The 12,344-nt window shown below is 41.6% G+C and carries 14 protein-coding genes and 2 tRNA genes; 3 read left to right on the plus strand and 13 right to left on the minus strand.

Features of this window, described 5'->3' with window-relative positions; translation table 11 throughout:
* Positions 1-55 precede the first annotated feature (55 nt).
* Positions 56-340 (minus strand): co-chaperone GroES, encoded by a 285-nt coding sequence (gene groES, locus ACIFOT_RS30900; RefSeq protein ID WP_430072434.1) that lies wholly within the window; start codon positions 338-340, stop codon positions 56-58.
* 308 nt (positions 341-648) lie between these two features.
* On the opposite strand from groES, the gene ACIFOT_RS30905 reads away from it, so the two are divergent.
* Positions 649-1,371 (plus strand): CPBP family intramembrane glutamic endopeptidase, encoded by a 723-nt coding sequence (locus ACIFOT_RS30905; RefSeq protein WP_430072438.1) that lies wholly within the window; start codon positions 649-651, stop codon positions 1,369-1,371.
* The gene (locus ACIFOT_RS30910; RefSeq protein ID WP_430072441.1) at positions 1,368-1,568 is read left to right on the plus strand and encodes a YdiK family protein; all 201 of its coding nucleotides are present in this window, start codon (positions 1,368-1,370) and stop codon (positions 1,566-1,568) included. Before ACIFOT_RS30905 ends, ACIFOT_RS30910 begins: the two co-directional genes overlap by 4 nt.
* Positions 1,569-1,621: 53 nt before the next feature.
* On the opposite strand, the gene ACIFOT_RS30915 is transcribed toward ACIFOT_RS30910, so the two are convergent.
* The 6 genes from ACIFOT_RS30915 to moaC form a co-directional block, all read right to left on the minus strand.
* Positions 1,622-3,139, minus strand: a complete 1,518-nt coding sequence (locus tag ACIFOT_RS30915; RefSeq protein ID WP_430072444.1) for an MDR family MFS transporter — start codon at positions 3,137-3,139, stop codon at positions 1,622-1,624.
* Between the two features lie 12 nt (positions 3,140-3,151).
* Entirely contained in the window at positions 3,152-3,862 is a 711-nt protein-coding gene (locus ACIFOT_RS30920) for a cytoplasmic protein (RefSeq protein WP_430072447.1), read from the minus strand.
* A 13-nt stretch (positions 3,863-3,875) separates the two neighbouring features.
* Complete coding sequence (locus ACIFOT_RS30925) at positions 3,876-4,598, minus strand: polymer-forming cytoskeletal protein (protein WP_430072450.1); 723 nt, start codon at positions 4,596-4,598, stop codon at positions 3,876-3,878.
* 12 nt (positions 4,599-4,610) lie between these two features.
* Complete coding sequence (locus ACIFOT_RS30930) at positions 4,611-5,234, minus strand: YhbD family protein (protein WP_430072453.1); 624 nt, start codon at positions 5,232-5,234, stop codon at positions 4,611-4,613.
* 121 nt (positions 5,235-5,355) lie between these two features.
* A complete protein-coding gene (locus ACIFOT_RS30935; RefSeq protein ID WP_430072456.1) occupies positions 5,356-6,015 on the minus strand; it encodes a redox-sensing transcriptional repressor Rex in 660 nt (219 codons plus the stop codon).
* Between the two features lie 30 nt (positions 6,016-6,045).
* Entirely contained in the window at positions 6,046-6,537 is a 492-nt protein-coding gene (gene moaC, locus ACIFOT_RS30940; RefSeq protein WP_430072459.1) for a cyclic pyranopterin monophosphate synthase MoaC, read from the minus strand.
* Positions 6,538-6,710: 173 nt separating this feature from the next.
* Here moaC and ACIFOT_RS30945 point away from each other — a divergent pair, with 173 nt between their 5' ends.
* Positions 6,711-8,627 carry an ABC-F family ATP-binding cassette domain-containing protein gene (locus ACIFOT_RS30945; protein WP_430072461.1) on the plus strand — a complete coding sequence of 639 codons (1,917 nt, stop codon included), beginning with the start codon at positions 6,711-6,713 and terminating at the stop codon, positions 8,625-8,627.
* A 650-nt stretch (positions 8,628-9,277) separates the two neighbouring features.
* On the opposite strand, the gene tsaD is transcribed toward ACIFOT_RS30945, so the two are convergent.
* The 6 genes from tsaD to ACIFOT_RS30975 all read right to left on the minus strand — a co-directional run bounded on the left by tsaD (position 9,278) and on the right by ACIFOT_RS30975 (position 12,256).
* Entirely contained in the window at positions 9,278-10,303 is a 1,026-nt protein-coding gene (gene tsaD / locus ACIFOT_RS30950) for a tRNA (adenosine(37)-N6)-threonylcarbamoyltransferase complex transferase subunit TsaD (protein ID WP_430072463.1), read from the minus strand.
* A complete protein-coding gene (rimI, locus tag ACIFOT_RS30955; protein WP_430072475.1) occupies positions 10,300-10,749 on the minus strand; it encodes a ribosomal protein S18-alanine N-acetyltransferase in 450 nt (149 codons plus the stop codon). Before rimI ends, tsaD begins: the two co-directional genes overlap by 4 nt.
* 10 nt (positions 10,750-10,759) lie before the next feature.
* On the minus strand, positions 10,760-11,467 hold the full coding sequence (gene tsaB, locus ACIFOT_RS30960; protein WP_430072466.1) for a tRNA (adenosine(37)-N6)-threonylcarbamoyltransferase complex dimerization subunit type 1 TsaB: 708 nt from the start codon (positions 11,465-11,467) through the stop codon (positions 10,760-10,762).
* Positions 11,464-11,919 carry a tRNA (adenosine(37)-N6)-threonylcarbamoyltransferase complex ATPase subunit type 1 TsaE gene (gene tsaE, locus ACIFOT_RS30965; protein ID WP_430072469.1) on the minus strand — a complete coding sequence of 152 codons (456 nt, stop codon included), beginning with the start codon at positions 11,917-11,919 and terminating at the stop codon, positions 11,464-11,466. The genes tsaB and tsaE overlap by 4 nt, the downstream gene beginning before the upstream one ends.
* Before the next feature lie 182 nt (positions 11,920-12,101).
* A tRNA-Asp gene (locus ACIFOT_RS30970) sits at positions 12,102-12,178 on the minus strand.
* Positions 12,179-12,182: 4 nt separating this feature from the next.
* Positions 12,183-12,256 (minus strand) — tRNA-Met (locus tag ACIFOT_RS30975).
* Positions 12,257-12,344: the final 88 nt, after the last annotated feature.

The following is a 12,344-nucleotide window of genomic DNA, read 5'->3' on the forward strand; positions in this document are numbered from 1 at the left end:
TTCAAAAAACCTCCTCTTATTATTTGAGATGTTTATTTTTTAAAAATCAACCTTACTACGCTAAAACAGCAAGGATATCGTTTTCACGTAAAATTAAATATTCAACGCCTTCGAATTTTACTTCAGTACCAGCGTATTTTGAGAAGATAATGCGGTCGCCAACAGAAACTTCAAGGGCAACGCGTTCGCCATTTTCAAGCACACGGCCTGTACCTACGGCAACAACTTTTCCTTCCTGAGGCTTTTCCTTCGCTGAATCCGGTAATACGATACCGCTTGCAGTTTTTTCTTCTGATTCAACAAGCTCAATGACAATGCGATCACCTAATGGTCTTAACAAATCAAACAACCTCCTCAAAAATATATGTAATTCTGACATTATTAGCACTCTCTATGAATGAGTGCTAACACAATTATTATAATAATGAATCTGTAAATCTTTTGCAAGTATGAAGCATAAAATTTTTACGGGAGGGCAAATCTTTTTTTCAACCTTAATCAGTATGTGAAATACAGCAATTTCTATACAAAGATTTTGGATAAATTGTTCAAAATTGAACGAGGCCCTTTTTAAAGGTAAAATGTAGGATGGAATCCTATGAATTATTTCTATAATTTTAAAAAATAGATCTGAAGGAGATTACTTATTTGAAAAGGGAATATTGGATAATTTTAATTGTTTATATCGTTATGCAGTTTTCCAGTTTAATTGGCGTTCCGTTATTCATGTTCGGTTTTAGGCATTTTGGGGGCAAGCTGGAGTTAGCAGTGCCCGTATGGCTATTGGCTAGTTTTACGATTGCACTCATCATTATCCTTTTTATGTTACGTAACGAAATGAAAGGACAAAGCTTCGACCGGAAGGGAAGTTCATTCTCGTACTCGGCGATGTGGGCAGTGGCTGGATTTTTCTTAGCTTTATTTGCCCAGTACGCGGCGGCTATTATTGAGCACTTGATCGGCATTGAAGCGGGTTCTGAGAATACGAAGGAAATCGTCAACATTATCGAAACCTTCCCGTTGGCGATTTTTGTAACAAGTATTGTGGGTCCAATTCTAGAAGAAATTGTATTTCGAAAAATCATTTTTGGTGCCCTTCATAAGCGATTTAATTTCTTTATCTCAGCAATTATCAGCTCTGTTATTTTTGCCGCAGCCCATATGGAGTTTCAGCATATCTTACTTTATTCGGCTATGGGCTTTACCTTTGCTTTTCTTTATGTCAAAACAAAACGCATCATCGTGCCGATCTTTGCGCATGTCACGATGAATACCTTAGTTGTCCTCGTTCAGTCTGTTTACCGGGAGGATATCGAAAGACTGATGCGGGAGGCCGAGGCGGTTCAAAACTTTATCGGAGGCTTTCTATGAGACGTTCACCCTTGTTTTCCGGATTGATTTACTTTTTACTCGGCGGTTTATTTACTTACTTCGCCGTTGATGAGGTGCAAACAAATGGCTGGGGCTTTTTCAGCTACCTGCTCGTTATCTTAGCCACCTTTGACTTCGGCTCCGGTCTAAAAATGATCACCCTTCACTTCAAATATAAAAACAAAGTGGATAAATGATGAAAGGTGTCAGGCACCATGTGAAAAATTCACAATGGTGCCTGACACCTTTTTTATTTGGAAATCCCTTGTTGTTTATCGAACACCATTCGTTCTTTGCCTAAGATAAAGATGAAGAGGAAGGCAATGCCTGCCGGAACGAGTGCCCATGTAAAGGTATGAACAATGGAACTGGAAAGGGCATCGGTGATTTTATCGAGAATCTGCGGCGGAATGTTCTTTCTTGCCTCTTCCGATAATAACGCTCGGGAATCGCCGAATGCGCCGCCCTTAGGCATCGGCCCCATTCCAGAAAACGCCTTTTCTAATCCCTCTTTAAAATCACTCCTTTGAATCGTTCCAAAAATTGTAATCCCAATGGTCATCCCTAGGGAGCGGATAAAGTTGCTGGTTGAGGTAGCGGAGCCCCTTTGATCCATCCCGAATGGATGAATCGCGGCCATGCTTAAAACGGAAAAAGAGAATCCTACTCCTAAACCAATGACAATCATATAAAGGGTCAAGATAGCCCTGCTTGTTTCTGGTGTAATCGTGCTTAACAGGATAAACCCGCCTATCAGGATGATACCTGAAATAAACATAATGTTCCGATAGCTCATTTTCGTCGTTAAAAAGCCGCCGACCTGTGCCGTCACAACGGAACCCAGCATCATCGGCAATAAAATAAGCCCTGAATTTGTCGCGCTTCCGCCATATACCCCTTGCACAAAAATCGGGATATAAACGGTTCCCGCCATAAAGGCGGCCCCGTAAAACAAGCCAACTAGTGTACTTCCAGCGAACAGCTGGTTTTTAAACATCGCAAACGAAATAATCGGATCCTTCGCTTTTGTTTCGACAAACAAAAAGATCAAAAATAGAACCCCGAAGCCCGTGAATAAACTAATAATCGTCGAAGAACCCCAATCATACTTTTGTCCCCCTAATTCAAGGGCAAACATTAAACAAACTACCGCGCCAATTAACGTCACGGCTCCCCACCAGTCAATCGACTGCTTCTGGTGAATCGGCGATTCCTTGTAAGAGATGACGATAAAAATCAATGATAAAATGCCAAGCGGGAGATTAATATAGAAAATCCAATGCCAGCTGATATGGTCGGTAATATACGCCCCTAACAGCGGCCCGAAGATACTTGAAAGCCCGAAAACTGCCCCGAACAAACCGCCCATTTTCCCGCGTTTTTCGGGTGGAAATAAATCGAACATAATCGTAAACCCAATCGGGACAAGAGCTCCGCCGCCTACCCCTTGAATCGCGCGGTAAATACTTAATTGCGTGATCGTTTCGGCTGTTCCGCAAAGGGCCGAGCCGGCCATAAACAATATCAATCCAAAAATAAAGAACCTTTTTCGGCCATACATATCCGATAATTTACCAAAAATCGGCATCCCGGCCATTTCCGCGACCATATAGGCGGAAACCACCCAGACGAAGCTTTCCAGCCCGCCAAGATCACCGACAATCGTTCCCATCGCCGTGACGACAATCGTGTTATCCATCGAGGCCATCAATATCCCCAGTAATAGCCCCGCGACAACCAAACCTAATTTACTCTCTTTTGCTACCATCCGATTTCTCCTTTATATCTTTGTCTTTGTTTTTATCGTTGCTTGTGAATCCTGGCTTAGATGCTCCCGATACTCCACTAAGCCTATTTGACAGCCCTGGCCAATCTTCACCTGATTGCCCCTAACAATATCTGCCGTTGTATTTTCGAGAAAAATTTCATCCCCTTCGATAACTTTCACTTTAAGAGTCCCAACCTCTTTTCCGAAGGGAAGAAGAGAGTTCTTTTTCTTTTTGACGGTTATTTTTCCCCCGCCAATCTCCTCCGCAGTGCTTTGGCCGTAGCGCAGCCCCACCTTAATCGTATCCGCGGTTAATAATCCCTTAATTTCAAAACCGCCGCTCGAATCGAAGGTTTCATATTCCACATCGCCATTTACTACGATGCTTCCCTTAATCGATGCTTGATCGCCGAAGAGTCTCTCTCCCACTTCGAGCAGCCCAAGGATCTTTATTTTTTTCAATTGCGCCCGGCTTCCGACTGAGAGCGTCCCCATGATCAGCGTTTCCTCAGCCTCGATATTCCCTTTAATCTCAGCCTCCCCCAAAATCTTTACTGAACCTGTTTTAACATTTTCGACCGCTTCACTCGTTCCATATACATGAAAAGAGGAGCAATCCACATTATTTACAATCGTCCCTTCGCCTCTGATGCTGATTTTATCGTAACGGCCGCCAGGGTAACTTCCTGAACCATTGATAATCAAGTTTGCGTCTTTTTTCATTTCCCTTCCCCCCTTATGCCTTTCTGATATCATTCACAACTGCATTTTTATCCTGTGAAAATTCGTCTGTGTACTCAACCACATCAATCTGACAGTTCGGTCCAATTCTGACCTGATTGCCCCGCACCACTTTCGCAATCGTATTTTCCAGGTCAATTTTGTCCCCTTCAATTAACTCCGTTTCTAATTGCGCTTTGAAAATTGGCTTGAATAAAGCTCCAATGAACGACCCTTTATGCTGCCTTACTGTTATTGTTTGCCCGCCAATCTCTTTTGCTTTGCACTCCCCATAAATCTTTATATCAACTTGATCTGCGTTTAGGAGCCCGCCGATCGTGAAGCAGTATTCTCCTTTAAAATACTCAGCTTCGCAGTCTTCCCCAACTGAAAGCATACCCCGAAGTTTAATCTCCTCACATTTTACGCTCCCGCCCACTGAAGCTTTCCCAGAGATCCTTAAATTTTTGACATTTATGTTCTTCTCAAATTTCGCGGTCCCTTCAACGGTCAACTTTTGGCTCTCGAATGTTCCTTTAAACTTGGCATTCCCGTTTACTCTGGCCATATCTGCTGTCACATTCCCATTGACCGTCCCTAATCCATTGCATTCAAATTCATGACATTCCACATCATTGTTGATCGTCCCTCTGCCATTCAATGTAACTAGGTTAAATTGTCCGCCGTTTGAAGAACCTAAGCCATTAATGGCCAAATCTCCTCTATTTTTCAATTCCATAAGGATTCTCCTTTATAATAATTTCGACTTAATTTCTTCCATACAGGTCATTAAGGAAACCTGCACGACAATCTTCGTTCCCCTCTCAAAATGGATCTCTTCCGCATTAATCAGTAAGAAACACGATGATACACCAAGTTTGCGGGTAATCAGGAGTTCACAGCTTTTTTGCTTAATCAGCGCGGCATTGTCCTTTAGCACCTGCAGCAGCATTTTCCCTTCATCCAAATTGATCTCCCCTGACTGCAACAGCTTCTCTAAAACATAAACTTCAAGCATTCTGGAAAAATTAAAATTTGGGCTGCCTTGGTCATTTTCCAGGTAAAAATTCATCACTGCATTTGAAACAATGTTACGTTTTATTAATTCATCCTTATCTAACTGCAAATCGCTTAGACTAGGAGAAAACATGTCTGCTAGTTCATCTAACGATAAATTTTCCTTCATCGTTTGAATTTTATTGATTCTTTCTAAGATTTTTTCCTTTGGAAAGAAGGTTTCCTGGCCGGTAAACGTGGATTTCCTTACAAACCATTCCTCCGGAATGAGGTCTTTACGCTTCCATCTATACAGCTGTCCATAGGATATTCCCGCCAGCTCTAATAATTCCTTTTTCGAAATTAACTCCTCGCTCATGATTAAAACCCCTTTCTGTGTATTAATGTAACATAACACTGTTACGTTGTAAAGATTCGAAAAACTTGTCCTAATAATAAAAGGGCCTTCCGCAAAATTTTGCGAAAAGCCCTTAAACATTTTATTCTTCGATTTCATCTGTTGGATTTGGATAATGCTTTAAAAAGTAAATCAGTGATTGCAGCTCGACAGCTAAATCAATGTGATGAACACGAAGCGAGGACGGAACATTTAATCTTGCCGGTGTGAAATTTAAGATTCCTTTCACATTTGCCTTTACAAGCCGGTCTGTAATCATTTGGGCGACCTGTGCCGGAACGGTTAAAATCGCGACTGATATTTGATGTTCGGTGATTACCCTCTCCAGCTCATCCAAATGATAAACCGGTACCTCACGAATCGTCGTTCCCATTTTTCCAGGATCGACATCAAAAGCGCATTCAATTTTCGTATTATTATTTTTCAAAAAGTTATAGTTTAAAAAGGCTGTACCAAGATTCCCCACCCCAATTAAGGCAACCTTTGTCAGTTCATCCTGGTCCAATGTTTTCCGGAAGAAGGTTAATAAGTAATTCACATTATATCCATAGCCCTTTTTCCCTAAGGCTCCAAAATAGGAAAAATCCCTTCGGATTGTCGCCGAATCAACCTTAACCGCTTCACTTAATTCTGCTGATGAAACTCTTTGCTTGCCGGAAGAATGCAAGTTTTTTAAAAATCGATAATAAAGGGGCAGCCGTTTGGCTGTCGCCTGTGGTATTTTCATCGTTTCATTACTCATAATCTCCCACACCCCATATAAATAGTTTTGTTAAACTAGTTCTGTTCTCTTAAAATCTCCATTTTTACCGCCCGTTTTCTCTACTAAATAGGTCGGTCCGATGACCATGCCTTTATCAACGGCTTTACACATATCATAGACAGTTAATGCACAGGCAGACGCTGCTGTTAACGCTTCCATTTCAACACCTGTATTACCTTTTGTTTTAACAGAAGCTGCAATATGTAATTGATAGTTGTCACCGGCCTGTTCCCACGAGAAAGAGATATTCACTCCCGTTAATGGAATAGGATGGCACATTGGAATAAGATCCCATGTCTTTTTCGCGGCCATCACGGCGGCAACCTGCGCAACAGCTAAGACATCGCCTTTTTTCATTTCATGATTCGTTATTTTTTCAAAAATTTCTCTGCTGACTGTTATGCTTGAATGAGCCAGAGCTGTGCGCGCCGTTTCTGGTTTATCACTGACGTCAACCATCTTTGCTCTGCCTTCTTCATTAAAATGAGTGAATTCTGCCATATAAACAATCCTCCGATTAAATCATACACTATTTTTCTTTCTATGTCTGTGAAACTTTGAACTATCGGTACATTTTTTTGTCCATGAGGTTTTCTCATCAGGCAAACTGACCCGCTTTATTGCCGGACCTTTGGGAATACGGTAAAATATTGAGTAGTATAGAGGTGAATTTTATGATTTTATTGCAGGTTAATCAACTACAAAAATATTATGGTGCTGACCTTATTTTATCGAATATAAAGCTGGAATTACAAACAAGAGACCGCGTTGCTCTTGTTGGCCGCAATGGTGCGGGGAAATCGACGCTACTGAAAATCATTGCCGGTCATCTGTCACATGATGGCGGGGAAATTATTAAACCAAAAGATGTGACCATCGGATATTTGGCACAGAATACGGGGTTAGAATCCAATTTGTCTATCTGGGAAGAAATGCTGACTGTTTTTGAGGAACTTCGTCAGATGGAGAAGTCACTTCGAAAGCTTGAAGAACAAATGGCCGATTCTGCAATTTTCGAAGACTCAAGTCGCTACGAAAGAATTTTAAAAGAATATGACGGGCTTCAAGTGAAATTTAAAGAGCAGGGCGGCTACCAGTTCGAGGCGGATATTCGCTCTGTGCTCCACGGATTAAATTTTCATGATTCTAATGCGATGATTGCCAGTTTAAGCGGCGGTCAAAAAACCCGGCTTGCTTTAGGGAAACTGCTATTAACCAAACCTGACATTTTAATCTTGGACGAGCCGACCAACCACTTGGATATCGATACTCTCTCATGGCTGGAGCAATATCTCCAGGGTTATGATGGTGCAATATTAATTGTCTCCCACGACCGCTATTTTTTAGATAAAGTCGTCACGCAGGTGTATGAGGTATCCCGGAAGCAGATTCAGCGGTTTACTGGCAATTACAGCTCATATCTAGATCAGAAAGCGGCCAACTATGAGCGCGACATGAAGCTTTATGAAAAGCAGCAGCAAGAAATTGCGAACCTCCAGGACTTTATTCAGCGCAATTTAGCCCGTGCCTCAACAACCAAACGGGCGCAAAGCCGGCGGAAAAAGCTTGAGAAAATGGAGGTCATGGACCGTCCATTAGGGGATGAAAAGTCTGCTTCGTTCTCATTTGAAATTGAGCGGCAGAGTGGTAATGATATTCTTATGGTGGATTCGCTTGCCGTTGGATATGACGGTGATGTGATTTCTGAGCGGATTTCTTTTCGGGCCTTTAAAGGTGAAAGTATAGCTCTGGTTGGTCCAAATGGAATCGGCAAATCAACGCTTTTAAAAACAATCATTAAAAAGCTGCCAGCATTGGACGGTACGATTCACTACGGGACAAACCTCTCGATTGGCTACTATGACCAGGAGCAGGCAGAGCTAAAATCAAACAAACGTGTCCTTAACGAATTATGGGATGATTACCCGTTGAAAAATGAAAAAGAAATTCGGACAGTGCTCGGCAATTTCTTATTTTCCGGTGATGACGTACTGAAAACGGTCTCGACTTTAAGCGGCGGCGAGAAGGCGAGGCTTGCCCTCGCGAAACTGATGCTCGAGAAAGCAAATGTTTTAATCTTGGACGAGCCAACCAACCATCTTGACTTAGATAGTAAAGAAATACTTGAGAATGCCTTAATCGATTACCCTGGCACGATTTTGTTTGTATCGCACGACCGCTATTTCATCAACCGTATTGCAACAAAGGTGTTGGAGTTAAGCCGTGAGGGCAGCTGTGAATATCTTGGGGATTATGATTATTATTTAGAAAAAAAGCTGGAACAGGAAGAACTGGCTGCATTAGCCCTTGCCGAATCTGTTAAAAAGGTTCAGATTGATATTTCAGAAAGAAATAGTTATCAACAGGATAAGGAAAGCAAAAAACTAGAGCGGCAGCGTAAACGGAAATTAGAAGAGATTGAATTAAGGATTGACGAGCTTGAAGAGGAAATTCAAGATTGTGAAGCGCTGTTATGTGAGCCGGATATTTTTCAAAATCACGAAAAGGTTTTGGAAATTAACATAAAAAGTGAAAAAGCCAAAGCTGAGCTCGAGCAATTGATGGAAGAATGGGCGGAGCTGGCGGAATAAATATAAAGTGATTGTTACTAAAAAGTGAAAACCGGACTGAATAAGTCCGGTCCTTTTTATTTTATCAACAATCCATTTACAAATTACCTTTTTTCCACAACCTTATGCACAATTCAAATGGTATATTTGCAAATAATCACTTCAGTTTTCCACATTATCCACAAAAAACACCGTTTTTATCCACACTATCAACAGGAACACACGTACTTATCCACATTATGTTATTAATTTTAATTTTCGAAAAAAAATTTATCCACAAAAAATACTAAACAAACGTTTGATTAGTTTTTTATAGCGATGAAAGACATCCAGTAATTCTGAAATAATGCTCTAAAAGTGGCTATGTGACAAAACGGTCGTGAAATCCTCTCAAAGTGTCCCTTAGAGTGGCTCTATGGGACATTACAGTCGTCGAATTCGCTCGAAGTGTCTCATAGATTGGCTCTATGGGACAAAACAGGCGTCGAATCCTCTCAATGTGTCTCATAGATTGGCTCTATGGGACAAAACAGGCGTCGAATCCTCTCAAAGTGTCCCTTAGAGTGGCTCTATGGGACAAAACAGGCGTCGAATCCTCTCATAGTGTCCCATATAAAAGCAGTGTGAATATTAGACCCGAAAGGATAAAAAACCTCCCGATAATGGAAGGTTTAGTTATTGTATAGTTCGATATCAAGACCTGGAATCGCATTCAGTGAAAGGTCAGCTCTTACACCTCTTTCAAACATCACGCTTCCGGCTGCAGCAATCATCGCTGCATTATCGGTGCATAATGATAAGGGAGGAATCACTAATTCCACTTCAGCCTGTTCTGAAAAAGTCTTTTCTAATGCACCTCTAAGACCTTTGTTTGCAGCTACACCGCCAGCGACCAATAGCTGTTTCACTCCATATTCAGCTACTGCTCTTTCTGTTTTTTTCACAAGAACTTCAATAACACTTTCTTGAAAGCTGGCAGCAAGATCCTCAGGTGCGATCGTCTCGCCGCGCTGTTCAGCATTGTGGACAGTATTGATAACTGCCGATTTTAACCCGCTGAAGCTAAAGTCATAAGACCCTTCCTCAAGCCATGCACGAGGTAAATCAATCGTTGGGCTTCCCTCATGTGCCAAACGGTCAATGTGCGGCCCACCTGGATATGGCATGTTCAACGTCCTTGCCACCTTGTCATAGGCTTCCCCAGCAGCATCATCACGCGTTTGGCCGATAACTTCAAAATGACCATGCTCCTTCATATAAACAAGCTCTGTATGGCCGCCTGAAACGACTAAGGCTAATAGTGGGAATTTCATTTCTGTTACCAGCCTGTTTGCGTAAATATGCCCGGCAATATGATGGACTGGGACAAGCGGAATATTATGTGCAAAAGCAAGGGCTTTCGCCGCATTCACCCCGATTAATAAAGCCCCAACTAAACCTGGTCCTTCTGTAACAGCAATCGCATCCATTTCTGCAAATGTTAAATTTGCTTGATTCAAAGCCTCTTCAATCACGATGGTCATTTGTTCAACGTGGTGGCGTGAAGCAATCTCAGGTACCACGCCGCCAAACCGTTTATGGCTTTCGATTTGAGATGCTACAACATTAGCCGCGATTTCCCGGCCATTTTTAATAATTGCAACTGCCGTTTCATCACAGCTCGTTTCGATTCCCAATATATACTGATTTTTTATCATAAATTCACCCACATCACTAGCGCATCTTCCTGATTATCTGAATAATAATTTTTCCGGATCCCGCCATTTTGAAAGCCTAGTTTGCGGTATAACGATTGTGCCACATGATTGGTTACCCGAACTTCAAGGGTCATGCTTTTCGCCCCCATTTCCCTCGAAACAGACATCAATTTGCGCAACATCGTTTCCCCAAGGTTTCTGCCGCGAAATTCCGGCAAAATGGCCACATTTGTTACATGCGCCTCATCAATCACAATCCACGTACCGCAGTATCCGATTATTTTATTGTCTTCCTCAAGCACAATATAAACGGCAAACTTGTTATTGTGCAATTCATTATAAAAAGCTTCACGGCTCCATGGTACTGTAAACGAGGCCTGTTCAACAACTAAAACCTGGTCGATATCCTCTTCCCTCATATAACGAAAAACATAAGAATCTACCATTTTTCTATCCCTATTCATTTGAATTTTTTCCTTTTGCTTCTAACCACTTAGCTTCGGCTTCAGCTAAACGTATATAATTAGGTACAAACGAATGTACATCTTCCCCATCTTTATTGCATCCCAGCAAGGCCAGTTCAGAAGGACGAGGATTATGTTCCGTGATGCTTGCAAAAAATGCCTTAGTTCCCACGATTTCTTCAAGCTTTGATTGATGAAGCGGCAGATCATTCCCTACAAACAATACCGGCTTTGTCATTTCGGCTAGTTTAGCTGCCCAATCTACAGCCATAACTAACTGATCCTGCTCCACAACTGAAAGCTGGCCATTCTCAAATTGATACAGCCCGGTATAAACCTGTCCTCTTCTTGCGTCAAATAATGGAGATACATAGCCATCAAAATAGCGTCCTGTTCCGGATGCTAAAATTTCAAGACTAGAAATCCCTACCAGTGGAATATTTAAAGTCCATGCCAATGTTTTTGCAATCGTAACCCCAATTCTCACACCCGTATAAGAGCCTGGGCCCTTCGCCACTACTATTTTCGTTAAATCTCCCGGCACTCTTTCACAATCCTTCATTAACGTCTGGATAGCCGGCATTATTCGGACAGAATGATTCTTTTTTAAATTTGTAATATATTCCCCAAGCACTTGGTTTTCTTCTAAAAGCGAAACTCCTAATGCATAATTAGAAGTATCGATTGCTAAAATTGTCATGCAAAAATCTCCTTACATAATTGCTCATATCTTTTACCCTTTGGCTTGAGAACAATTTTCCGTTTATCCTGCTCCTCATGATACAGGTAAATGGTTAATAGGTCCGAGGGTAATTGCTCTTCAATTAAATGGGCCCATTCCACGACTGTTACTCCATCACCTTCAAAGTATTCATCAAACCCCAAGTCCTCATAAGCATCTGCTACCCGATAAACATCCATGTGATATAAAGGCAGGTTTCCGTTATATTCTTTAATGATGGTAAAGGTCGGACTATTTACGGTTTTCCTAATGTTGAGGCCTTTTGCCAGACCTTTGGTAAAAGTGGTCTTTCCAGCACCTAAATCACCTTCAAGGGCAATCACATCTCCCGGTTGTAAAAAAGAGGCCAGTCTTTCTGCAAACTGGGTGGTTTCATCAGAATTCATTGTATTTAATTCAAATTGGTTCATTCCATCACCTATTTACTCTCTATCTTCATTTTACCTAATTTTAGATGCAAAAAAACCTTAGGATCTCTCCTAAGGATGCCTATTCTTTATGTAGTTTACATGATTTTTTCCATTTACGCAAAAAAGCATGTTCTTTGGATAAAAAAAAGACGAAACTCTTGTTTCGTACTTACTTAAAAATATGGCGGTCTGGACGGGACTCGAACCCGCGACCTCCTGCGTGACAGGCAGGCATTCTAACCAACTGAACTACCAGACCAAGATTGCGGAGGCAGGATTTGAACCTGCGACCTTCGGGTTATGAGCCCGACGAGCTACCAGACTGCTCCACCCCGCGACGGTAATAATTATGACCACCATATTATCTTATGCCTAAACATAATTTTTATGTATGGTTTTTAAGAAAAAACAGCCTGGCAACGTCC

This window comes from Neobacillus sp. NRS-1170 (assembly GCF_050468025.1).

Bases quoted from the DNA above. Each gene is read 5' to 3' on its own strand.
- tsaE (WP_430072469.1), bottom strand. From the start codon at position 11,919: ATGAACCAATTTGAATTAAATACAATGAATTCTGATGAAACCACCCAG.
- ACIFOT_RS30910 (WP_430072441.1), top strand. From the start codon at position 1,368: ATGAGACGTTCACCCTTGTTTTCCGGATTGATTTACTTTTTACTCGGC.
- ACIFOT_RS30915 (WP_430072444.1), bottom strand. From the start codon at position 3,139: ATGGTAGCAAAAGAGAGTAAATTAGGTTTGGTTGTCGCGGGGCTATTA.
- tsaB (WP_430072466.1), bottom strand. From the start codon at position 11,467: ATGACAATTTTAGCAATCGATACTTCTAATTATGCATTAGGAGTTTCG.
- rimI (WP_430072475.1), bottom strand. From the start codon at position 10,749: ATGGTAGATTCTTATGTTTTTCGTTATATGAGGGAAGAGGATATCGAC.
- ACIFOT_RS30935 (WP_430072456.1), bottom strand. From the start codon at position 6,015: ATGAGTAATGAAACGATGAAAATACCACAGGCGACAGCCAAACGGCTG.
- ACIFOT_RS30930 (WP_430072453.1), bottom strand. From the start codon at position 5,234: ATGAGCGAGGAGTTAATTTCGAAAAAGGAATTATTAGAGCTGGCGGGA.
- ACIFOT_RS30920 (WP_430072447.1), bottom strand. From the start codon at position 3,862: ATGAAAAAAGACGCAAACTTGATTATCAATGGTTCAGGAAGTTACCCT.
- moaC (WP_430072459.1), bottom strand. From the start codon at position 6,537: ATGGCAGAATTCACTCATTTTAATGAAGAAGGCAGAGCAAAGATGGTT.
- ACIFOT_RS30945 (WP_430072461.1), top strand. From the start codon at position 6,711: ATGATTTTATTGCAGGTTAATCAACTACAAAAATATTATGGTGCTGAC.
- ACIFOT_RS30925 (WP_430072450.1), bottom strand. From the start codon at position 4,598: ATGGAATTGAAAAATAGAGGAGATTTGGCCATTAATGGCTTAGGTTCT.
- tsaD (WP_430072463.1), bottom strand. From the start codon at position 10,303: ATGATAAAAAATCAGTATATATTGGGAATCGAAACGAGCTGTGATGAA.